The sequence below is a fragment of the Peribacillus sp. AS_2 genome (assembly GCF_026891895.1).
GTDB classification, from domain to species: Bacteria; Bacillota; Bacilli; order Bacillales; family DSM-1321; genus Peribacillus; species Peribacillus frigoritolerans.
The window spans coordinates 122,019-144,419 of sequence record NZ_JAPTGA010000014.1; the positions used below are offsets into that span (position 1 = coordinate 122,019).

General features: G+C 41.9%; 20 protein-coding genes and 1 pseudogene. 13 read left to right on the forward strand and 8 right to left on the reverse strand.

Features of this window, described 5'->3' with window-relative positions:
• Positions 1-17: 17 nt before the first annotated feature.
• Positions 18-1,283, reverse strand: coding sequence for a BaiN/RdsA family NAD(P)/FAD-dependent oxidoreductase (locus OTG27_RS21595; protein ID WP_034309353.1), 1,266 nt, complete (start codon positions 1,281-1,283; stop codon positions 18-20).
• Between the two features lie 205 nt (positions 1,284-1,488).
• On the opposite strand from OTG27_RS21595, the gene OTG27_RS21600 reads away from it, so the two are divergent.
• Positions 1,489-3,090, forward strand: a complete 1,602-nt coding sequence (locus tag OTG27_RS21600; protein WP_057276776.1) for a putative polysaccharide biosynthesis protein — start codon at positions 1,489-1,491, stop codon at positions 3,088-3,090.
• A 123-nt stretch (positions 3,091-3,213) separates the two neighbouring features.
• Positions 3,214-3,936 carry a pseudouridine synthase gene (locus OTG27_RS21605; RefSeq protein WP_034309348.1) on the forward strand — a complete coding sequence of 241 codons (723 nt, stop codon included), beginning with the start codon at positions 3,214-3,216 and terminating at the stop codon, positions 3,934-3,936.
• 84 nt (positions 3,937-4,020) lie between these two features.
• Here the strand turns inward: OTG27_RS21605 and OTG27_RS21610 are convergent, their stop codons facing one another.
• On the reverse strand, positions 4,021-4,242 hold the full coding sequence (locus OTG27_RS21610; RefSeq protein ID WP_034309346.1) for a DeoR family transcriptional regulator: 222 nt from the start codon (positions 4,240-4,242) through the stop codon (positions 4,021-4,023).
• Positions 4,243-4,766: 524 nt separating this feature from the next.
• Here OTG27_RS21610 and OTG27_RS21615 point away from each other — a divergent pair.
• From OTG27_RS21615 to OTG27_RS21630, 4 genes and pseudogenes are all read left to right on the forward strand, one after another.
• Complete coding sequence (locus OTG27_RS21615; protein ID WP_034309343.1) at positions 4,767-5,117, forward strand: hypothetical protein; 351 nt, start codon at positions 4,767-4,769, stop codon at positions 5,115-5,117.
• Positions 5,118-5,284: 167 nt separating this feature from the next.
• Positions 5,285-6,045: pseudogene (locus tag OTG27_RS21620) on the forward strand (isocitrate lyase/PEP mutase family protein).
• A 23-nt stretch (positions 6,046-6,068) separates the two neighbouring features.
• Entirely contained in the window at positions 6,069-6,641 is a 573-nt protein-coding gene (locus tag OTG27_RS21625; RefSeq protein WP_063575436.1) for a bifunctional transcriptional activator/DNA repair enzyme AdaA, read from the forward strand.
• Between the two features lie 29 nt (positions 6,642-6,670).
• Positions 6,671-7,147 (forward strand): methylated-DNA--[protein]-cysteine S-methyltransferase, encoded by a 477-nt coding sequence (locus tag OTG27_RS21630; protein WP_057276772.1) that lies wholly within the window; start codon positions 6,671-6,673, stop codon positions 7,145-7,147.
• Between the two features lie 1,109 nt (positions 7,148-8,256).
• On the opposite strand, the gene OTG27_RS21635 is transcribed toward OTG27_RS21630, so the two are convergent.
• On the reverse strand, positions 8,257-9,015 hold the full coding sequence (locus OTG27_RS21635) for a DeoR/GlpR family DNA-binding transcription regulator (RefSeq protein ID WP_268938065.1): 759 nt from the start codon (positions 9,013-9,015) through the stop codon (positions 8,257-8,259).
• Between the two features lie 228 nt (positions 9,016-9,243).
• Here OTG27_RS21635 and OTG27_RS21640 point away from each other — a divergent pair, with 228 nt between their 5' ends.
• From OTG27_RS21640 to OTG27_RS21665, 6 genes are all read left to right on the forward strand, one after another.
• A complete protein-coding gene (locus OTG27_RS21640) occupies positions 9,244-9,996 on the forward strand; it encodes an ABC transporter ATP-binding protein (protein WP_048689392.1) in 753 nt (250 codons plus the stop codon).
• Complete coding sequence (locus OTG27_RS21645; protein WP_268938066.1) at positions 9,989-11,605, forward strand: ABC transporter permease subunit; 1,617 nt, start codon at positions 9,989-9,991, stop codon at positions 11,603-11,605. The genes OTG27_RS21640 and OTG27_RS21645 overlap by 8 nt, the downstream gene beginning before the upstream one ends.
• A 13-nt stretch (positions 11,606-11,618) precedes the next feature.
• Positions 11,619-12,611 carry an extracellular solute-binding protein gene (locus tag OTG27_RS21650; protein WP_268938067.1) on the forward strand — a complete coding sequence of 331 codons (993 nt, stop codon included), beginning with the start codon at positions 11,619-11,621 and terminating at the stop codon, positions 12,609-12,611.
• A gap of 25 nt (positions 12,612-12,636) precedes the next feature.
• Positions 12,637-13,731, forward strand: coding sequence for a 2-aminoethylphosphonate--pyruvate transaminase (gene phnW / locus OTG27_RS21655; protein WP_268938068.1), 1,095 nt, complete (start codon positions 12,637-12,639; stop codon positions 13,729-13,731).
• Positions 13,728-14,543: a phosphonoacetaldehyde hydrolase gene (phnX, locus tag OTG27_RS21660; RefSeq protein WP_268938069.1), complete on the forward strand. Its 816-nt coding sequence runs from the start codon at positions 13,728-13,730 to the stop codon at positions 14,541-14,543. The genes phnW and phnX overlap by 4 nt, the downstream gene beginning before the upstream one ends.
• Before the next feature lie 208 nt (positions 14,544-14,751).
• Positions 14,752-15,816 carry an NAD(P)/FAD-dependent oxidoreductase gene (locus OTG27_RS21665; protein ID WP_268938070.1) on the forward strand — a complete coding sequence of 355 codons (1,065 nt, stop codon included), beginning with the start codon at positions 14,752-14,754 and terminating at the stop codon, positions 15,814-15,816.
• A 289-nt stretch (positions 15,817-16,105) separates the two neighbouring features.
• Here OTG27_RS21665 and OTG27_RS21670 read toward each other — a convergent pair whose 3' ends face one another.
• From OTG27_RS21670 to OTG27_RS21685, 4 genes are all read right to left on the reverse strand, one after another.
• Complete coding sequence (locus OTG27_RS21670; RefSeq protein ID WP_268938071.1) at positions 16,106-18,052, reverse strand: FtsX-like permease family protein; 1,947 nt, start codon at positions 18,050-18,052, stop codon at positions 16,106-16,108.
• Complete coding sequence (locus tag OTG27_RS21675) at positions 18,042-18,803, reverse strand: ABC transporter ATP-binding protein (protein WP_063577649.1); 762 nt, start codon at positions 18,801-18,803, stop codon at positions 18,042-18,044. The genes OTG27_RS21670 and OTG27_RS21675 overlap by 11 nt, the downstream gene beginning before the upstream one ends.
• A 100-nt stretch (positions 18,804-18,903) precedes the next feature.
• On the reverse strand, positions 18,904-19,908 hold the full coding sequence (locus tag OTG27_RS21680) for a sensor histidine kinase (protein ID WP_268938072.1): 1,005 nt from the start codon (positions 19,906-19,908) through the stop codon (positions 18,904-18,906).
• Complete coding sequence (locus OTG27_RS21685; protein WP_057276763.1) at positions 19,905-20,594, reverse strand: response regulator transcription factor; 690 nt, start codon at positions 20,592-20,594, stop codon at positions 19,905-19,907. Before OTG27_RS21685 ends, OTG27_RS21680 begins: the two co-directional genes overlap by 4 nt.
• 156 nt (positions 20,595-20,750) lie before the next feature.
• Here OTG27_RS21685 and OTG27_RS21690 point away from each other — a divergent pair, with 156 nt between their 5' ends.
• Complete coding sequence (locus OTG27_RS21690) at positions 20,751-21,092, forward strand: zinc ribbon domain-containing protein YjdM (RefSeq protein WP_057276762.1); 342 nt, start codon at positions 20,751-20,753, stop codon at positions 21,090-21,092.
• Between the two features lie 52 nt (positions 21,093-21,144).
• Here OTG27_RS21690 and guaC read toward each other — a convergent pair whose 3' ends face one another.
• Positions 21,145-22,128 (reverse strand): GMP reductase, encoded by a 984-nt coding sequence (gene guaC, locus OTG27_RS21695; protein WP_095679189.1) that lies wholly within the window; start codon positions 22,126-22,128, stop codon positions 21,145-21,147.
• Positions 22,129-22,401 lie beyond the last annotated feature (273 nt).

Genomic DNA, 22,401 nt, shown 5'->3' on the forward strand with positions numbered 1-22,401 from the left:
TCAGCCTCTTTTACGGATTATGAACGGGCAGACATGGCAGCATTCATGCCGGCGAGCCTGCCGGTTACTAATGCCGATGTGATATTGTAACCGCCTGTGTATCCGTGTATATCCAGAATTTCACCGCAGAAATACAGTCCGTCCATTAGTTTGGATGCCATTTCTTTTGGATGTATTTCTTTGACGGATACGCCGCCGCCCGTTACGAAGGCTTTTTCTAGCGGCTGGGTGCCGTGCACCCCGAATTGGAAGTCCTTGCATAATTCTGCAAAGCGGCGGATTTTTTCATTTGATATCGTCGCCCCTTGCTCTTGAAGGTCGATGCCGCTTCGCTCAAGCAGGAAGTGAAGATATCGTTCAGGAACTAAACCTTTTAAGGTGTTTTTAATGGCTTTTTTCGGTTCGGCTTTTATTTCCTTCATGATGTCTTGAAAAACCTCTTCCTTATTTCGGTCCGGAAGGGCATCAAGTTTCATGGTCACTTCCGACAGGTTCCATTTCTTCATCGCTTTCACGACGAATTGGCTGCATCTTAGAACAGCTGGACCGGAGACGCCAAAATGGGTGAAGAGCATATCCATTCTATGTGTAATCAAGGCCTTGCCCTTTGGGTTAAGGACACTCAATGAAACATCGCGAAGTGCGAGCCCTTGAAGTGTTCGATCTTTAATGAATGTTTCATGGCTAAGTACGGGAACTTCAGTCGGGAACAATTCGGTAATCGTATGCCCTGCCTTTTTAGCCCATGCGTAGCCGTCTCCGGTTGAACCGGTGTGGGGAACTGATTTCCCGCCGACTGCAATCACGACTGCATCCGTGTCAATGGTCTGGCCATCTTTTAACCGGACACCGCTGGTTTTTCCATGTTCATAGAGAACTTCCGCAACTGGAGAGTTCTTGTAGATCGTTACTTTTAAATTCGACAGGCGCGTCAGAAGGGCATCCACGACGCTTTGCGCTTTATCATTGACAGGAAACATCCGGCCATGGTCCTCTTCTTTTAGAGCGACGCCCAATTTTTCAAAGAATTGAATAATGTCCTCATTATTGAACTCTGAGAAAGCACTGTATAGAAATCGCCCGTTTCCAGGGATATGCTGAATGATTTCATCGATTGAGAGTCTGTTCGTCACGTTGCAGCGTCCCCCGCCCGAGATTGCAAGTTTCCTTCCAAGCTTCTCGCCTTTATCCACTAACAATACATGGGCACCTTTTTCCCCGGCTGCTATTGCTGCCATCAATCCGGAAGGACCGCCGCCAATTACCACTACATCATATTTCAAATTGATCACCACTTTATCATTTTCAGTCCCTTCATTATATAGCAAGAGCCCGTCAGATTGCGAATGTAGAAAAAAAGGAATTATTTGTTTGTGTATTATCTTCGAAAACGATAAACTTGAATGTAGTTTTCTATAGAAAAAATACTTTAATATGATAAGATAAAGAGCGTGTGAAACGTAACTGACAGAGGCAGGAAGGGATTAGATGTCATCTAAGTTTTTAAAAGGGGCTTTTATATTAACGCTGGGAGCGATCATTTCCAAGATTCTTGGTTTATTTTATGTCATCCCATTTGAACATATGGTTGGGAATAAAGGGGCTACCCTCTATCAATATGGGTACGTTCCCTATACCATTTTCATTAGCTTTGCAACGGCAGGCATGCCGCTTGCAGTATCTAAATTCATCTCGAAGTATAATGCGCTCGAGGAATACGCAGTCGGTGAGAAGTTATTTAAATCGAGCCTGAAATTAATGGTAATCACCGGTTTTCTCGCTTTTTTGATTCTCTATACGATGGCCCCGCTGTTTACTGGAGTCTTTGGGGTCAAGCCGGAAGATGCTGCCGATGTCACGGAGATCATTAGGGCAGTCAGCTTCGCCTTGATTTTTGTACCGTTCATGAGCATCATCCGCGGCTTCTTTCAAGGGCATGAAGCGATGGAACCAACGGCCATTTCCCAGGTTGTCGAACAAATTGTCCGCATCGTGTTCCTTCTGGCCGGTGTGTATGTTGTTTTGAATGTCCTTGACGGAGAGTTAGTGAGAGCCATCCAAATGGCTACCTTCGCGGCGACGGTCGGGGCTGTCGGCGGTTTAGTGGTGTTATTTTGGTATTGGAAAAAACAAAAACCATATTTGGACAGCTTGATGAAGAAAGACAGGGGAACGATGGAAATTTCCCTGAAGGAGATTTATAAAGAAATATTCCTTTCGTCGATTCCTTTCATATTCGTCGGAATCGCGATGCCAATGTTTCAGTTGGCTGACTTATTGTCTTTCAATAAGGCGATGTCGTCGATCGGGCTGCAGCATGTTGCTGAGGATGCACTAGGGGTGTTGAATGTGTATGCCCAGAAGCTTGTCTTGATTCCGATGACGCTTGCAACCGGGTTTTCGATGGCGCTTCTTCCTTCGGTGACGAAGGCATATGTAAGCGAGGATTCAAACGAGTTCAACCGCCAGCTGAACCAAGCCTTTCAAATTTTGCTGTTCATTACGATTCCAGCAGTCGTTGGCATGTCTGTGCTGGCCGATCCAATCTATAGTGCCTTTTACAGCCATGATCCACTTGGAATCAGTGTCCTGAAGGCATATGCGCCCGTTTCCATCTTGTTTGCACTTTTTTCCGTTTCGGCAGCTGTATTACAAGGGATCAATCAGCAAAAATATACAGTGCTCAGCCTGCTTGTGGGCTTTTTAATCAAATTGAGCTTGAATATCCCATTGATCAAGTTGTTTGAAACGGAAGGATCCGTTTACGCTACGGCATTCGGCTACTTGGCTGCCGTGCTGCTGAATTTGTATGTCATTACCTACTTTACTGGATATCGTTACAGCCTTACCATCAGGAGATCTGTTTTAATATCAGTTTTTTCAATAATAATGGGACTGGCTGCCTGGGGCATGAACATTTTACTATCGCTATGGCTTACAACGGAAGGGCGCTTCCAGGCGATTTTGATCGTGGCCGTTTGTGCAATTTTTGGAGCGCTCGTTTATGCGGCTCTTTCCTTGAAAAGCAAACTTGCCCATCGTTTGTTCGGTGCCCGGATCGATCGGTTAAAAGCTAAATTAGGCTTGTAAGCTGGAAGTTTGATGTGTAAAAAAAAGGGTATTGAATGATGAATCCCCGATTAAAATATATTGGCCTTGCCTGTCATTAAAGTGGGCAAGGCTTTTTACTGAAAAAGGCTTTAGGAGGAAACGATGAGAATAGATAAGATTTTATCCAATATTGGTTATGGCAGCAGGAAAGAAGTGAAAAAGCTCCTGAAATCCGGCGCCGTCAAGGTTAATGAAAGGCTGATTAAGGATCCGAAGGAACAAGTGGACCCTGATACGGAAAACGTGACGGTTCATGGTGAACGGGTTGAATACAGGGAATTCATTTATTTAATGATGAATAAACCGCCGGGCGTATTGTCCGCAACGGAAGATAACTACCAAGAAACGGTCATCGACATCTTGGAGCCGGAAGATTCGGTATTCGAGCCATTTCCTGTAGGCCGTCTTGATAAGGACACAGAAGGTTTATTGCTGATCACGAATGACGGAAAGCTTGCCCACCAACTGCTTTCCCCAAAGAAACATGTCCCTAAAACATATTTTGCGGTCATTGATGGCGAAGTAACGGAACGGGATATCGAGGCATTCCGCAACGGAGTGACCTTGGATGATGGATACGAAACAAAACCAGGAGAATTGAACATTTTAAAATCAGGCCTGACATCGGATATCGAGCTAACGATCATGGAAGGGAAGTTTCATCAGGTGAAGCGGATGTTTGAGGCCGTTGGCAAACGTGTCGTCTACCTAAAGCGTCTTTCCATGGGGAGTTTACAGCTGGATGAGGAACTCGAGCTTGGTGAATACCGTGAATTGACGGCGGAGGAGCTTGAACAGTTAAAGGCGGGCCAACCGGCTGAATGATAGCTGGACACAAAAAATGAGGCGGACAATATTGTCCGCCTCAAAGTATTTTACATATCGATCTTGTTCGGGTGGTCGTTCTTTTTACGATGACATCTTCACCTTTTTACTTGTTGTCGTCCAAAGGCCTCGGCTTGGGCTTTGAACAAGGTCATTGTATGCTAAGACATTTAAATCGCGCTGCACAGTTCGAGGAGTGATGCCAAATTCTTCTACAAGCTCTTGAGTAGAAACCGTACCGTTATTGCTAATGAACATATAAACGGATTTAATACGGGTTAACATGCGATTTGTTGAAGGTTTCAAAAAATCACTCCTTATTCTTTTCATTGTTATTTTGAACAAATGAAAACAACCGATATGTCGGACAGCATTCCAGCTGTCACTATGTACTTGCTATACCCACCCTATAACTCCTCGGAAACATTAGAAAAAATAAGATGTCATTAGCTTCATTCTACCCCTTTGCAAAAGCAAATTCTAGGAAAAGATACTAATTGACTAAATATTACATTTATTATATCAAATTTTAACAAAATTATTCTCATTGCCTATACAAATTTAATAAAGAGCTGTTCCATTTGTTCATGCTCATATTTTGCCAATAAAGAATGCTTACTATGCACACAATACAAACGTTGACTTTTAAAGCATATGCATGTTAGTTTACTTAAAACGATCTTTAAATCGTAATTATTACGCTTTATACATTGATGGAGGAATTGCTTGATGGCTTGCCGTTACGATGTCATAATGAGGTATCGGGCAGTATAGACTTTTCATACATATCCAAGAGGATTTAAATATAAACCAATTCGAGGTAGAGCCATATGAACGATAGATTAATGGAGTTTTTATTGCGCGACGAAGTAACCAGACTTTCTGGCGTCAAAAAACAAGTGTATGAATTCATCGTAAACGAAGAAGATTATCTTGCATCGAAGGCGGACACGGTCGATCAATTCATGAGATTGCTGGTAAAGCATTCCCCGCCCAGGCTCGCAGCCCGTCATTTCAATATGCCCTATGGGGAAATCATCCGTTTCATGAATGAAATAGAAGATGAACTGAATGAGAGATTAGAGGAAAGATGCAAGAAAGTGAAGTGGATGGACTACACGGAAAAGGACCAGCAGGCATTTGAGGAATATCATAGGAAGTTATATCTTTTCGTAAATTAATCAATTGGATCATGAAAATGCCCCGGAATGAAAGGGCATTTTTTTTATTTGTCACGGGAATCCAGGACAATCATTATTTGAAATGGACCATAAGAGCAAGAATGAGGACGATTTGGAGCTGGGGTGATTGTTAGAATAGGGACAAATGAATTTTAGGAGCATCTATAATGACTAATATTAAGGAATTCAATGAATTACACTTTTCGAAGTACCTGTTGATATTGGGGAATGTCTGGGATCTTTGATTCTCGAGAAATCAGGATTCAAGGCGATTGGAACTACAAGCTGGGGAATTGCCAACTCCCTGGGGTATTCTGATGGCGAATGATTGATTTTGAAAGACATTTAGGTATCATTAAACTAATTGCGGATAATGTGAAAATTCCCGTCACCGCGGACATTGAAGCAGGCTATGGTGAAACCGCAGACAAGATTGTCGATAATGTGTTAAGGACGGCAGACGCCGGTGTAGCCGGGATCAATATTGAGGATTCACTAAAAAAACAAAAAGGTCTTAGAGATATATATCAACACTGCAGCCTGCAATTAAAAATAAGGGAAGCGTTGGATTATAATGGGTATGAAGGTTTTTACATCAATGCCAGAACAGATACTTATTTTCAAAAAGAAAATCCTTTCCCGGAAACAGCAGAGCGGGCAAAGGCGTATGTGGAAAGTGGTGCCAGCGGAATATTCATCCCTGGATTAACGAACCATGATTTAAAGAAAAGAAATCACTTTGAATATAGGTGCTCCCCTTAATGTATTTTCTTTGCCTGGATTGACGAATGGTAAGGAGCTTGAAGAATTAGGCGTAAAACGCCTCAGTTTCGGGAATGCCCTGTTCGATAAAGCCATTGAATTGTTAGAACGAGATACAGCACGAATAGTAGAGCTAAGTGACACCTCACATTTATATGGGAAGTAAAACCTGAAAGGATGCGGAGTATAATGGCTGTTGCTATAAATCTTTCTTTTGAAGAAATGTGGGAGAAAATCATTGCTTGCGACCCTAAATATGACGGATTATTCTTTACCGCAGTAAAGACAACTAAAATATACTGCCGCCCTTCATGCAGGTCAAGGAAGCCGAAAAAAATAAATGTGAAATTCTATCATGACATCGATGAAGTCGAAAAGGCCGGTTTCCGTGCTTGCAAAAGATGCCAACCGGAAGTTGATGATTCCCCGAAGATGGGACTTGTAAGAGATATCATCGCTTTCTTGGTCAATCAGTATAATCAAAAAGTGGAATTAAAGGATATTGCCAATCATGTCGGTGTAAGTTCCTATTATCTGGAGCGGCTATTCAAAAAGGAAACATTAGAAACTCCCCGTTCCTATTTGGAAAAAATCAGAGTGGATAAAGCTTCATACCTTCTAACAAGCACAAGTCGAACGAATCTTGAGATTTGCCTTGAAGTCGGTTTCCAAAGCCCTTCAAACTTTTATAAAGTATTTCGCCGTTTGAAAAATTGTACTCCAAGTGAATATCGCAACATGAATCTTAAGAATCGAGTGTAAGCCACATATACAGAAATGGAGGTCCTTATATGAGTGAATTATATAAACTAGATTATGAATCACCGATAGGAGTTATCGAGATATCAGGAACGAATGATGCCATCAGTTCCATAATGTTCGCTGAAAGGGATATAAAGATAAATATTATGCAAGAGCACACGCCTCAGGTTTTGGCGGAGTGCTTTAGTCAGCTTGATGAGTATTTCAAAGGTGAACGCAGGGAATTTACATTTCCTTATACACTTGAAGGGACCATCTTCCAAAAAAACGTGTGGAACGCATTAACGGGAATCCTGTACGCTAACACGGGTTCCTATAAAGACATCGCCGTTTCAATCGGTAATGAAAAAGCCATTAGGGCAGTAGGGAGCGCTAACGGCAGAAATAAGCTAAGCATCGTGATTCCTTGTCATCGAATAATAGGTTCAAATGGGAAATTAACTGGTTATGCGGGTGGCTTGTGGAGAAAAGAATGGCTCCTTCAGCATGAAAGGAATTTTAATTGAGGTACTAGGCTCAACTTTATGGGAATCGCCCGGGCCCGGTCAGAGTCAAAACCAGAAATTAGCCTGAGTTTCACTCTCCATTGATGGAGGACACAGTTTTTTTATTTAAAGTTCCAGTTGTTTCAGAAATCCGTTCCCTTTCCGCCGACTGTCTGCCAAGCCGCATCAAAGCAAGCGTCTGTGGGGTCTCGGCTAGCCCGTTATTCGGCAGGAGTGTCGCAAATTTCTTCCATCCATTAAGGGTTACAGGAAAAAACATGAAGGATAAACTAGTCTTAAACATGGTTCGGAATAAGACAGCCAGCAGTTTTTCATTTAAAAATTTCAGTGGATTTCAGAAATCCGTTCCCTTTCCGCCGACTGTCTGCCAAGCCGCATCAAAGCAAGCGCCTGTGGGGTCTCGGCTAGCCAGTAATTCGGCAGGAGTGTCGCAAATTTCTTCCATCCATTAAGGAGTACAGGAAAAAAACATGAAGAATAAACTAGTCTTAAACATGGTTCGGCATGGGTCTGATTTCCTTTAAAATCATCGTCGGGGTTAGAGTATTCCGATTCTCCTTTATTATTAGTTTGTAGACAAAAGGTGTTCTATCTTTTAAAACAAAGTTGATTGGAACGTAAGGTACGAGACTCCTGCGGGAAAAGCGAGTCCAGGGGAGACCCCACAGGCGCAAAAGCGCCGAGGAGGCTCCCGGACCGCCCGCGGAAAGCGAGTGCCTGGAGTGGAGATCTAATTTTTACACTGACTCAAAAAACTGTAGACAAAAAGGATTTCTATCTTTTAAAACAAAGTTGAATGGAACGTAAGGTACGAGACTCCTGAGGGAAAAGCGAGTCCAGGGGAGACCCCACAGGCGCAAGCCGCCGAGGAGGCTCCCGGACCGCCCGCGGAAAGCGAGTGCCTGAAGTGAAAATCAACGTTGTGATGAAGGTGATGCTTTGGGCAAATTGGTTCCTGAACATCATTTAGTCCTGCAATTGTTGATTTACCGAAGGTGATCGCCAAAATTAGACTTGCTACACGTTCTTCATTCAGAATGCACTTGGCATTCACTGAACCTGAAAAACGGGAACTATACTACTGTATAGTTCCCGTTTTTTTCTTGCTTTTAAGAAAGAATCAAATGTGTGCCGGTCTCTTTAAACGAAGAGATGAAATCTTTAGGCAGATGATCGTCAGTAATGATGTAATCGATTTTATCCAGTGACGATATCCCGATGGTCACGTCTTTCCCGAACTTGGAGCTGTCAGCGGCAACATAGACTTCTTGGGATAAATCAATGATTTTTTTTCGTGTGTTCGCTTCTTCTAAATTATAGTCGGATATCCCTTTTTCAACGGTTATGCCGCTCGCACAAATGAATGCTTTTGAAATATTCAATTCACTGAAGTTGAATAAATAATCAAATGCAACGATGGATTGTTCATTTCTCCTGACTTTCCCGCCTATGATCAATATCTCGATATCGCTATGAATGAGCTCATTTACAACAGGGATCGAACTGGTTATTACGGTCAGTTTCTTTTTCTGTTTTATATATTTAGCGATTTGATAGGTTGTCGAACCACTATCGATATAAATGCAATCCCCATCGTTGATATACTCACTGCATTTTTGGGCGATGGATTCTTTTTCTTCTAATTGACTGAACATCCGTTCATCTATCGTCGATTCTCCAAACTTCGATTGAACCAGCTTAACGCCGCCATAGATCTTTTCAATTTTTCCTTGCCTTGTAAGAAGGTTTATATCCCTTCTGATGGTTTCGATGGAAACTTGCATTTCTTCAGTAAGTTCGGCAATCTTCATCACTTTCCTAATCGTTAATAACTCGATGATCTTCTTTTGCCTTTCAAGAGGAAGCATAAGTTACACCCGCCTATTCTTCATATCTATCTTCCTGATATTCAGTTTAAGTGTACTGTTTACTACAAACATATTCAACATATAGATGATAAAAATATCATTAGTTGGTCAAAAGTTAGTATCAATTTAGTAAAAATATGTTCAATGTTTACAGAGTATTTACAAAAATCCCAACTTCGGTTTACAAAGGGCTTTTATACTAAGGGTGTATTAAAGGAGGTGAACGGTTTGCTAAAACTACAAAATATTAGCAAGCAATTCGATGGAAAATCAGTTTTGGATCATATAAATCTTGAAATTAAAACGGGGGAGATCGTTTCACTATTAGGACCAAGTGGAAGCGGCAAAACTACTTTATTACATATAATTTTGGGCTTGACGGGTATCAATCATGGAAAAATCATTTTCAATGATACCGATTTGAGTAACGTGCCCATGAAAGACCGGGGATTTAATATCGTTTTCCAGGATTACGCTCTTTTCCCGCATTTGAATGCCTATGAAAATATCGTTTATGGATTGAGGAACAGGAAGGGATCCGTTTCCAAGGAAGAGCTTCAGGAATACATCGATTTCCTGGAATTAACGCCGCATTTGAAAAAAAGGATCAGCGAATTATCAGGGGGTCAGAAACAAAGGGTTTCGATCGCAAGGACACTTGTAATGAAGCCGAAAATCCTATTGCTTGATGAGCCGCTGAGTGCTTTGGATGGTGTGATCAAGGAATCGATAAAGGAACGAATCAAATCCATTGCCCGCGAATTTAAGCTGACGACCATCATAGTGACACATGACCCGGAAGAGGCTTTGACGATGTCGGATAAGATTTTGATCATTAATCAAGGGAATATTTCTCAATTTGGATCGCCGCAAGAAATCATCAATCAGCCAGCCAATGATTTTGTTAAGGAATTCATTCTTAAACAGCTGGAGATCAAGAGAGAAAATATTTATAACTTATTCGGTGAAAAGTATGCCTGATGTAAAACCGGCAATGAGAGTCATTTATATACCTATCTTACTGCTATTTGCCGCTTTTCTTTTCTTGCCGCTTGGCATGTTGTTCGTCCGTTCTTTTGAAACGGCAGATGGAATCAATCTCTCGAATTATCTAACAGTCCTTTCCAATGCAGAGCTGATGAAGTCATTTGGAAACAGCGTGAAAATCTCGGGACTCACAGCCGTCATTACAACTGTTTTAGCCTTTTTCCTGGCCTATTCCATCCATTGCACCCGATTATATAGGCTATTAAAAAGTGTAATTAAAACCGGGATCCTTATTCCGATGCTGCTTCCGACAATCACATTCGGGTTTGCTATCATCTACTCTTTCGGCAATCAAGGAATCATAACGAAGCTTTTTGGAAGGAATCTCTTCGATATATATGGATTTAATGGATTATTGATAGGTTATGTAATCTATACATTGCCATCAGCTTTTCTGCTCATTAATAATTCCTTCAAGTACATGGATAAAAAGTTCATCATCGTTTCGAAGTTAATGGGTGACGGAACGATAAGGAGTTTCTTGAATACGATCATACGGCCATTGTCAGGAACTTTAGGTGGAGCTTTTGTACTTTCCTTCATCTTGAGCTTCACCGACTTTGGGATACCGGCTTCGGTCGGCGGGACCTACTCCGTCGTTGCGACGCAACTGTATCAAGTCATGCTGGGTTCCATCCCTGATTTCAATAATGGCGCAGTGATTGCCATTCTCATGCTCATTCCGGTAGTGTTCAGTGTTTTCCTATTAAACTATCTGGAAAAACTTAATTTTCATTATGACAAGTTCAGCGATATTGAATTGTCGCAGCACAAAGGGAGGGATATCTGTTTTGGAGGTATTTCGCTGCTGGTCTTAATAGGAATGTTTTCTGTATTTGCAGTCATGTTCATTGCACCATTTTTAACTAGTTTCCCTTACGATCTCTCGTTCACCTTAAAGCATTTTATCGACACATTCCAATCGGGCGATTTAACGGCTGTCTATAAAAACTCCTTATTCGTTGCCTTGATGACGGCCGTACTGGGAACGTTCATCGCCTTTAGCTCGGCGGTCTTGAATGTCAGGACGCCCCTTAAAGGGAAATCATCAATGGATGTCATTTCGATGTTGACGAATACAGTACCGGGAATGGTGTTGGGCTTATCGTATTTGCTGCTGTTCAACGGCAGCAGCTGGAAGGGGACCTTTGCCATCATCATTCTATGTAACATGGTCCACTTCTTTACGACACCCTATTTAATGGCGAAGAACTCTTTATCCAAAATGAACCCTGGTTGGGAAACCACCGGGAATTTATTGGGGGATAGCTGGATCAGGACAATCTATCGTGTCATCCTGCCTAACTCGGCATCTACGGTGATCGAGATGTTCAGCTACTATTTCATCAATAGTATGGTGACGATCAGCGGAATCATCTTTTTGGTCACGGCCCAGACCACATTAGTGGCCAGCAAAATTAAAGAGCTTCAGCATTTTGCCAAATTCAATGAAATATTCATCCTGTCTTTACTTATCTTTTTTACAAACCTGATCGTGAAGCTGCTTTGTGATCATTATCAAAAAAGACAATTCAAACATTAATGAGGGGGATATTATGTCTAAAACGTTGAAGATAGCCTTACTTTCTTTAGTTGCTTTAAGTTTGGTATTTGTATTGGTGGGCCGTAACAGCGGCAAAGCGGATGAGGAAAAGGTGGTCATTTATACGAATGGCGATGAAGAAGCCACTGCCGCAATGGAGACTTCCCTGAAAGATGCCGGATACGAAGGGAAATATGTCCTTCAATCATTAGGCACTTCTGAATTAGGAGGGAAACTGCTGGCAGAAGGAGATGATATCGAGGCTGATGTCGTGACGATGAGTTCCTATTTCATCGAGAGCGCACAGGATCAGCACTCCATGTTCAAGGACCTGTCATTCAGTATAAAAGCCTTGGAAAAAAAACCAGCCTATTATACACCGATTTTGGCAAATACCGGTTCCATTTTTGTGAATACGGAAGTGCTTAAACAAAAAGGCCTGCCGATGCCTACCTCGATTAAGGATTTAACTAAGCCGGAATATAAAGGGTTCGTTTCAATTCCTAATATCCTGGACTCTTCAACAGGGTGGCTTTTAGTTCAAGCAATAATCAGTCAATACGGTGAAGCAGAGGGCAAAAAGGTTCTCCATGACTTAATAGCAAATAGCGGTCCGCATCTTGAGAGCTCAGGTTCAGGCCCGATCAATAAAGTGCAAGCAGGGGAAGTGGCTGCCGGGTTTGGTTTACGCTATCAAGCCGTGATGGCTAAAGAGTCGGGTTTACCGATCAAATTCGTCGATCCGGCTGAGGGGAATTTCTCTTACACGGAATCCGTTGCTGTCGTGAATAAAGATAATGAAGCTAAAACAAGTTTAGCGATGAAAATGGCAGAAACGATCAGTAAAGATGCTAGAGAAGAATTGCTGAAACATTACCCGGTCGCACTTTATGAAGGTGAAAAGGTAACAGAAAAGAATAAACCGGCCCACCCTATGAAATTCAAGCAGCCCCTAACGGTCGAATTATTGAAACAGCACCAAGAATTCTTTAAATCAGCACAATGATGAATACAGTGAGGAGTGAAGGAAAATGAATACCTATAAACTATTGACGCCTGGACCGCTGACCACTACAAGTACGGTGAAACAGGAAATGCTTGTTGACCGCTGCACGTGGGAAAATGATTATAAAGAAATCACACAAAAAATCAGATCCCAGCTTCTTGAATTGGCATGTGCTGCAAACGGAGAATATACGGCTGTACTTATGCAGGGAAGCGGCTCGTTTGTTGTAGAATCTGTGCTGACGACTGCACTTTCGAAATCCGATAAAGTGCTGATCATAACGAATGGTGCATATGGGAAACGGATTGTGAAAATGGCGGAGTGCATCGGGCTGAATCATGTGGAGTATGGCGTTGAGTACAATGAATATCCAAATGAAGCTGAAATCCGGAACATTTTACTGGCTGATCGTGACATCACACATATAGCAATGGTTCATTGTGAAACGACGACGGGGATTTTAAATCCGATAGAGGTGGTTTCGAAGATATCAAACGAACAAGGGAAAACCTTGATCATTGATGCGATGAGCAGCTTTGGCGGAGTGGAGATGAATGTGCCTGAACTCGGAATTGATTATTTGATCAGCAGTGCAAATAAATGCATTCAAGGAATCCCTGGTTTTGGTTTCGTCATTGCAAAGCGCGAGAAATTGTTGGCTTGTGAAGGCAATGCCCGCAGTTTGTCCCTGGATTTATATGACCAGTGGAAAGAGATGGACAAGGATGGGAAATGGCGTTTCACATCTCCAACACATGTAGTGGCCGCGTTTGCTAAAGCGCTGGAAGAATTAACGGAAGAAGGCGGCATCCCAGCTAGATTCTCCCGCTATAAGAATAATAATGACAGGCTGAGGGAGCTGATGGGGAAATTGGGCATCCATGCATATATCTCACCTGATAAACAATCGCCTATCATTACAACTTTTCTTTTTCCAACTGAAGCCTTTGATTTTGGGGACTTCTACAATTTCATCAAAGAGAGGGGCTATGTAATTTACCCCGGAAAGCTGACTGACATAGATACATTCCGGATCGGCAATATTGGCGAAATCCATGAAGAAGATATCGAGGAACTAGGCAGGATCGTAGAAAAATATATGAAAGTGGTGACAGTATGAATAAAGTAGAGGGAATCATTTTGGATTGGGCAGGAACAGCTGTGGATTTTGGATGTTTTGCACCAGTGAATGTTTTTGTGGATATTTTTAAGAAGGCTGGACTGGACGTGACGATGGAGGAAGCCAGAGCTCCGATGGGCATGCTGAAAATCGACCATATTCGTGCGATGCTGACCATGCCAAGGATATCTTCATTATGGGAGGTGCAATACGGAAGGCCATTCAATGAGGAAGACGTTGAAAAACTATATGCTGAATTCGAACCGGCGCTGATGATGTCATTGGCCGATTATACAGGTCCCATTCCAGGGGTTATCGAGACAGTGGAAGCATTAAGGAATCGCGGCATGAAGATTGGGTCGACAACGGGATATACAGATACAATGATGGAGGTCGTCACAGCAAATGCTTTGAAAAAAGGGTATGGGCCTGATTTCCATGTAACCCCGGATGCAACCCATTCGATTGGAAGGCCATACCCTTACATGATCTATCGGAATATGGAAAAATTGAAATTAGCGGCATCATGGAAGGTAGTGAAGGTAGGCGATACCATTTCCGACATGCAAGAGGGAGTGAATGCTGGGGTATGGACGGTCGGAGTCATTGTCGGAAGCTCTGAGATGGGATTGAATTTGGATGAGTATACAAGTTTGCCAGAAAGAGATAAACAAGATCTCATCTCTAAAACGGCAGATATCTTTTTGAAAAACGGGGCAGACTTTACCATCAAAACGATGGAGGAACTACCTGAACTCATAGATCATATCAATCTTCTTATATCGGACGGGAAAAGACCTCGTTCAAACTAGCATTCAGTGCGAAGAAGGTGCAGCAACTTTCATCCTTGAGTAGGGTGAAGGATGGCTGCACTTTTTTTCCCTAATTTCATACATACGTGCAGAATGGATCGTTTTTTTGAAATTTAACTCGCCTGCTTATTGTAAAAAGTGAGAAAAGAGTGTACGATTAAATGAGAATGATAATCAATCACACTTGGTTACCGGGGAGTGGACGTAGATGGAACAGCAGGATTTATTTGATGTAACGGTTATTGGGGGAGGGCCAGCAGGCCTTTACTCCACTTTTTATAGCGGACTTAGAGAAATGAAAGTTAAACTGATTGAATACCAGCCACGGCTGGGCGGGAAAATTCATGTCTATCCAGAGAAGATGATTTGGGATGTTGGAGGGCTGACACCGACTACTGGGGAAAAATTAATTGAGCAGCTAGTGGAGCAAGGTTTAACATTCAATCCAACAGTCGTCTTGAATGAGAAAGTGGAATCAATCACACGTAATGAAGAAGGCATCTTCGTTTTACATACGGCTTCAGGTCAAGTGCACTTTTCCAAGACGGTCATTGTCGCGGTTGGCGGCGGAATCCTGAATCCGCAAAAGTTGGAAATAGACGGGGCAGAAAGGTTTGAAGTCTCCAATTTAAACTATACTGTCAAGTCTTTCAATCGTTTCAAGGATAAGACGGTGATCATTTCAGGCGGCGGGAATTCTGCCATAGACTGGGCAAATGAATTAGAGCCAATCGCCAAAAAGGTCTATCTGACATACAGGAAAGATAGTTTAGCAGGACATGAATCACAAGCAAGGCAATTGATGGAAAGCTCTGCTGTTTGTTTCTTTAATACGACGATTACAAAATTGATCGCCTGCGATGATCATCAATCAATTGAACATGTTGAACTGACGAATCACGCAACGGGAGAAGTTTCTTACTTGCCGATCGATGAAGTCATCATCAATCATGGTTATGAGCGTGATACATCGCTGCTTCAAAATAGTAAAGTCGATATTGCCATTGCCGACAACTATTATATTGAAGGTACTCCTGCAAGTGAATCCTCGATGGGTGGAATATACGCAGCCGGTGATATCCTTAAGCATGAAGGTAAATTGAACCTGATAGCAGGCACTTTTCAAGATGCTGCAAATGCCGTAAACAAGGCAAAGCAATTTATCCAGCCTGATGCTCACGGTGTGGGGATGGTTTCTTCCCATAATGAAATCTTTAAAAAGCGCAACAGGGAATTGATCAAGGAAATGATGAAACCGGCTGGGGTACTTTAAAAGGAGCGGATTTCTGAAAGCAGCTGGAACTTCATTGAGGGTTTGTACAATTTGAACGTTGATTTCCACTCCAGGCACTCGCTTTCCGCGGGGGTCCACCCTCGGCGCTCTTTGCGCCTGCGGGATCTCCCTTGGACACGCTTTTCCCGCAGGAGTCTCGAACACCCATTCCAATCAATTGGAATGTTTTTTTAGAGAAATTTTAGGCAAACTGACTTTTCTTCGGATTTTTCTACAGTTTAAAAGCTCCAGGGCCTCATTGGTCCTGGAGCTTTTAGTATCTTCGAAATTATAGAGATTCTTTAATGACCTTCTTGTAATGAAATACGGATAGGATTCCGAAGATTGAATACAATGCCGTGTATAATGCCATGACGATGATCATCGGTGTCCAAACTTCGGTCCCGAACAAGAACCAACCTGATTGGACTGCGAAATAACTGTGAAGCAGTCCGACGACTAAAGGAATACCGAAATTGAAAACTTGTTTTGCTTGGATTCCTCTTATTAAGTCACCACGCGTGAACCCTAGTTTTCTTAAAATCGTATAATTGGATTTTTCCCCTTCACTTTCATCCATTTGCTTGAAATACAGGATGCAGCCGGAGGTAATGAGGAAGGTTAATCCCAAGAAGCCGACGATGAACATGATAAGGCCCATATTCTTCTTCTGGGTGTTGAACATTTCCAATTGGGAATCATTCACATGTTCTTCTTTGAAACTCATCCTTTTGAATAGATCATTCGCTTTTTCAAGTTCAGATTCATCCTTCACATCAATGCCGATATTAACGGATGATACTTTTTGGATTTTCGGGTCGATATCCTTTTTCAAACGGTCGAATATCGTTTGGTCTACAATCGCAACGGGCAATCCGCCACTCGTGAAGTAATAGGACAGGAAGGTATCATCATTCAAACCTATATATGTTTGCGGAATCACTTCATTTTTGCCCTTCAGTTCAATCTTTCCGGAATCCTTCAAGGATATGACCTTCTCCATCATACTACTGTATCCGCTGAAAAGGGTCTCATCTTCAGCAAGGTTGATTCCTTTAACCGATTCATCACTGATGACGGGAACGGTCATGATGTCCGGATCGAAGTTCACTCCTTCGAGGCTCGTTTCCATTATTTCCTTTACATTGACATCCACCTGAATGACGTCAATCACCTTTGCGTCATAATCAATTTTACTGTCTGATAAAGCCTCTTTGAATTTATCCGCATCTCCCATATCCGTCATCGAAAAATCGGTAGGGATACTGCTTTGTGCCATTTTCTCCGCTGAGTAGTAGGAGATATAGCTTAATGATAATAAACCGATTGCCAAAGCGGAAACGGTCGTGATGATCGTCAATAATATCGCATTTGATTTCATCCGGAACATAATGGATGAAAGGGACAATACTTCATTGATGTTCAAATAGCCATTTTTCTTTTTACGGACGATATTAAAGATGAAGCTTACGGATCCTTTATAGAATAGGTAGGTACCGATGATGACGGTTGCCAGAATGACGATCATGGCCATGAAAAGCTCGGTCATCTGTGTAAATGCTCCATCGAATAATTTGGATGAAATGACATAGCCAGCAATGATCAGGGCGATCCCGAATATCCCGATGATCATTTCGACCATCGAAACTTTTTTCACTTTTCCTTCCGTCATGGAAGTCACTCTAAATAATGATAGAATGGTTTGCTTTTTAATGAAGGCATAATTCATCAACATGATTAAAAGATAGATGGCGCTAAAAACGAGCAAGGTTTGCACTAGCGGCTGAAAAGAAAAGTTAAGAGTCGCGATTGCCTGGACACCCATTATTTTAAATAGGATCATGATGATCAATTTTGAAGCGGCAAACCCTACAAAGATTCCCAGGAATACGGAACAGAAATACAGGATCAGGTTTTCCACACTCAGGATACGGAATATCCTGTTCTTCGTCATGCCTATCAATTGGAATAAGCCAATTTCTTTACTGCGTCTTTTAATGAAAATGCTATTGGCATATAAAAGGAATATGGAAACTATCGCAACAAGCAGGATCGATGCTGCCTTGATGGAGGCGGCCCCTTTCACCGTACCCTCCGCTTCATCCAGCGCTGGGTCATATTGCAAGGTGACGAAAGCAAAGTACAGGGAAGCGCTGAAGACCAGGGCAAACACATACAGATAATAGTTCTTCAGATTCTTCTTCAAATTTCGCAAGATGAGTTGATTAATGCTCATTTTGAACCCCTCCCAATACACCTTGTGTTTTCATGATGTCCTTGAAGAAGGTTTGTCTGGATTGTTCACCTTTATTCAATTGGGTATAGATTTGTCCGTCTTTAATGAAAATGACTCGGCTGCAATAACTGGCGGCCACGGGATCATGGGTTACCATGATGATGGTCGCTTTGTGCTTTTTATTCATTTCGCTCAGTTTGTTCAGTAAATCGGAAGCTGATTTGGAGTCAAGCGCCCCAGTCGGTTCATCCGCAAAAATGATGCTTGGATCATGGATGAAAGCCCGCGCCGCAGACGTACGCTGTTTTTGACCACCGGAAATTTCATTTGGGTATTTATCCTTCACTTCATATATGCCCAGTTCCTTCGCCACGCTATCAAACTTTTGTGCCGCTTCATTATTGGGCGTTTTTGTAATGGATAAGGGCAAGAGGATATTTTCTTTGACAGTCAATGTGTCCAATAGGTTATATTCCTGGAAAATGAAGCCCAAGTGGTTCTTACGGAATTCGGCCAAATTCTTTTCTTTCATCCCTGAAATCTCTTTACCATCGATCGTAATGGTGCCGTTGCTGATTTTATCGATCGAGGAAAGGACATTCAGCAAAGTCGTTTTTCCTGAACCGGAAGCGCCCATGATACTTACGAATTCACCTTTTTGTATGCTTATATCAAGACCCTTTAATACTTCTTGTTTATTGAATTTATTACCATAGCTTTTATGGATTTTTTTCGCTTCTAATATATTCATTTGGATACACTCCTTTTTTTCTATATCCTCATTATAAAAGGCCATGTATTTCTTTTCCTTCGTTTGGACGAACAAAGAATAAAAGCATGTGACACTTTTGTCACATGCTTGTGATATTCACGAAATCATTTCTTTTTGGGAAGGTCAAGGTAACGGTCGTCCCGGTTCCAAGCTCTGATTTCACTTCAATGGAGATGAATAGGGACTCGGCCGCATTCTTGGTTAAATATAGACCCATGCCGGTTGCCGCACTGTCACGATGATTTGTCGTGGATGTAAATCCTTTATCAAATATGCGGGATAAATCCTTTGGGTCAATGCCCCGTCCAAAATCCTGCACTTCAAGAACCGTTTGTCCGGCTCGCTCATGGCTATAAATCGTGATATCTGAGTTTTCACTGTATTTAATGGAGTTGGTCAAGAGCTGCCTCATGATGAAGGCCAGCCACTTGGCATCACTAAGCACTTCGGATACGTCCAATTGTATCTCGAAGCCGATTCCTTTTTGAATGCACCATGACCGCAGCGTTTTAATCTCATCAAAGATTATTGTTTCCAAATCGGTTTTCTCTATATACAAATCATTTTCGATGAAAGGCATGCGCCTTTGATGGAGCTGCTGATCAAGAAGAAGATGAATGCGCAGCCACTCATAAGTCAAGTGTGATTTCAGCAATCCATCATCCAAGCGGTCAATCATTAAATGCATCGCCGTCAATGGTGTCTTCACTTCATGAATCCAAGATAATAATTCATCCTTCTCCTGCTCTAAAGTCATTTGACCGATTGCTGCGGATTTCTTCAATAATTCGGTTTGGTTAAAGATGCTGTTTTCTATGATTTTTTCGAAAGGGCTCTCTGGTTCGGCAATATTCGTTATATCCAGGTTGTCTTCCCGTGCTTCTAAACTTTTATAAAAGTAGGTTTCCTTTTTATAGCGGAAAATCAAAAACATACTGAACATGAGCAAGGATAAAAAAACAATATACAGTATGGGCCTTAACGGAATGGCCGAATCAAGATAGGCGACAAAGATAATGAATAGATGAAGAAGTATGTAAAATGTGATCCAGCTGAACCTTTCCACGAGATATTTTCCGATCATGCATTTGCCACTTCCACGGCGATATAGCCCTGTCCGACCTTCGTTTCGATAAAATGCCCTAGACCCAGTTCATCCAACCTCTTTCGTAAACGGTTCACATTCACTGTAAGGGTGTTATCGCTTATGAAACGTTTGTCATCCCATAAGCTGTTGATCAATTCCTCGCGGCTTACGATCTTGTTTTTCTGTTCAATGAGCTTTTTCAAGATGAAAATTTCATTTTTCGTCAATTCGATTGTGCCCGTCTCGGCCGAAACCGTGTTCTTTTCGTAATCCACGGTGGCGCCGCACCACGTTTTCAATTCGATCTTTTCCGTATTGTAATTATAGACACGGCGAAGGGTGGCCTGTATCTTCGCGATGAGTACATCGAAATGAAAAGGCTTCTGGATAAAATCATCAGCTCCAAGCTGCATGGACATCACCATGTCCGTAGGATGATCACGCGATGATAAAAAGATGATGGGAACATTGGAATGGGCCCGGATCATTCTGCACCAATGAAATCCGTCAAACTTCGGCAACTGGATATCAATGATGACCAAATCAGGTTTTATGTCCGTGAATTCCTGAACCACTTTACTAAAATCGCCGATTCCGTAAATATCATAAGACCATTGCGCCAATCTATCTTTAATTTCATTGAATAACGTTGTATCATCTTCTATCAATAGAAGTTTAAACAAGGGGTTCACCGCACTTTCCAGCTTTTTCTTAAAAGTATATAGTAAAACCTTTATAGGTTCTAGAGGAAGGGAGGGACAAGGGAGGTAATAAACTACTGGTTGTGTGTAAACCATTATTATATTAAAATTGGCATAATGAATGGAGGAAGTGAATTTATGCCTGATTTTCCTAATTGCCCTGCATGTGATTCAGAATATACATACGAAGACGGCAGTCTTTTAGTTTGCCCGGAATGCGCCCATGAATGGACAGTTGAAGCGGAAACGGAAAATGGTGATCAAAAGAAGGTTATCAAAGATGCTAATGGAAATGCCTTGAACGACGGTGATACCGTTACGGTAATCAAGGACCTTAAAGTGAAAGGGAGCTCATCCGTCTTAAAAATGGGCACTAAAGTAAAAAGCATCCGTCTAGTTGATGGAGATCATGATATTGATTGTAAGATAGATGGTTTTGGTGCAATGAAATTAAAATCCCAATTTGTTAAAAAGGTGTAATGATAAAAAAACGGCCTAATCCATTGATTAGGCCGTTTTTTAAAATTACTTCTTAATAAACTTTGTCACCGTTAAAGATTGAATTCTTAACGACCACATAATCCACATTCCGGATGGCTTCCAATTTGGTACCGCCTGCATATGAAATGGATGACTGAAGATCTTGTTCCATTTCCTTCAACGTATCTTCCAAAGATCCTTTGTGCTCGACAAACATCTTTTTGCCTTCAACGTTTTTCTTTTCACCTTTTTGGAATTCCGAAGCTGAACCAAAGTATTCTTTAAAGGCCTTTCCATCTTTCTCGATCGTTTGACCTGGAGATTCTTCATGTCCGGCAAATAGTGAACCGATCATGACCATTGAAGCTCCAAATCTAACTGATTTGGCAATATCACCGTTCGTGCGAATGCCGCCGTCAGCGATGATTGGCTTGCTTGCCGCTTTTGCACACCAGCGAAGTGCAGCTAATTGCCAGCCGCCCGTTCCAAATCCAGTCTTGATTTTAGTGATGCATACTTTCCCTGGTCCAATGCCCACCTTTGTAGCATCCGCACCTGCATGTTCCAATTCACGTACCGCTTCAGGAGTTCCCACATTTCCTGCAATGACAAAACTTTCAGGTAAATGTTTTTTAATATGCTGTATCATTTTTATCACGGCATTGGAATGTCCGTGCGCTATATCTATCGTAATGTATTCAGGTACAATGTTGTCATTCGATAATTGTTCGATGAATCCGTATTCTTCTTCTTTAACGCCGACACTGATGGATGCGATCAATTCTTTTGAATGCATGTCTTTAATGAAAGTCAGTCGTTTTTCTGGCTCAAAACGATGCATTACATAAAAGTAACCGTTTTCAGCCAAGTAAATGGCAATCTTTTCATCAATGATCGTTTGCATATTGGCAGGTACTACAGGTAACTTGAATGTATGTTTACCTAATGTAACGGATGTATCACACTCAGAACGGCTATTTACTACACATTTTGCAGGAATTAATTGAATATCTTCATAATCAAACACGTTTTCCATGTTATGCACCTCTATATACGAATATTTTTGTCTTTTTTAATAAAAATTGTTCGCCCATTAGGTAATGTACATCATTTTTGACAGTAAGTCAAAAATTTTATTGGTTTTGTTCTGATTTTATTTCAACTTAATGGGAAATCCGTAACAGGGTAGGGAGCTGAAAAGGACGAATGAACATGTTACTTTGGAACGTTGATTTCCACTTCAGGCACTCGCTTTCCGCGGGCGGGCGGGAGCCTCCTCGGCACGCCTGCGGGGTCTCCCATGCCACGT

Bases quoted from the DNA above. Each gene is read 5' to 3' on its own strand.
- OTG27_RS21675 (WP_063577649.1), bottom strand. From the start codon at position 18,803: ATGAATATATTAGAAGCGAAAAAAATCCATAAAAGCTATGGTAATAAA.
- OTG27_RS21615 (WP_034309343.1), top strand. From the start codon at position 4,767: ATGAACGATAGATTAATGGAGTTTTTATTGCGCGACGAAGTAACCAGA.
- OTG27_RS21670 (WP_268938071.1), bottom strand. From the start codon at position 18,052: ATGAGCATTAATCAACTCATCTTGCGAAATTTGAAGAAGAATCTGAAG.
- OTG27_RS21690 (WP_057276762.1), top strand. From the start codon at position 20,751: ATGCCTGATTTTCCTAATTGCCCTGCATGTGATTCAGAATATACATAC.
- OTG27_RS21600 (WP_057276776.1), top strand. From the start codon at position 1,489: ATGTCATCTAAGTTTTTAAAAGGGGCTTTTATATTAACGCTGGGAGCG.
- OTG27_RS21665 (WP_268938070.1), top strand. From the start codon at position 14,752: ATGGAACAGCAGGATTTATTTGATGTAACGGTTATTGGGGGAGGGCCA.
- OTG27_RS21630 (WP_057276772.1), top strand. From the start codon at position 6,671: ATGAGTGAATTATATAAACTAGATTATGAATCACCGATAGGAGTTATC.
- OTG27_RS21680 (WP_268938072.1), bottom strand. From the start codon at position 19,908: ATGATCGGAAAATATCTCGTGGAAAGGTTCAGCTGGATCACATTTTAC.
- phnW (WP_268938068.1), top strand. From the start codon at position 12,637: ATGAATACCTATAAACTATTGACGCCTGGACCGCTGACCACTACAAGT.
- OTG27_RS21605 (WP_034309348.1), top strand. From the start codon at position 3,214: ATGAGAATAGATAAGATTTTATCCAATATTGGTTATGGCAGCAGGAAA.
- OTG27_RS21650 (WP_268938067.1), top strand. From the start codon at position 11,619: ATGTCTAAAACGTTGAAGATAGCCTTACTTTCTTTAGTTGCTTTAAGT.
- phnX (WP_268938069.1), top strand. From the start codon at position 13,728: ATGAATAAAGTAGAGGGAATCATTTTGGATTGGGCAGGAACAGCTGTG.
- OTG27_RS21645 (WP_268938066.1), top strand. From the start codon at position 9,989: ATGCCTGATGTAAAACCGGCAATGAGAGTCATTTATATACCTATCTTA.
- OTG27_RS21625 (WP_063575436.1), top strand. From the start codon at position 6,069: ATGGCTGTTGCTATAAATCTTTCTTTTGAAGAAATGTGGGAGAAAATC.
- OTG27_RS21635 (WP_268938065.1), bottom strand. From the start codon at position 9,015: ATGCTTCCTCTTGAAAGGCAAAAGAAGATCATCGAGTTATTAACGATT.
- guaC (WP_095679189.1), bottom strand. From the start codon at position 22,128: ATGGAAAACGTGTTTGATTATGAAGATATTCAATTAATTCCTGCAAAA.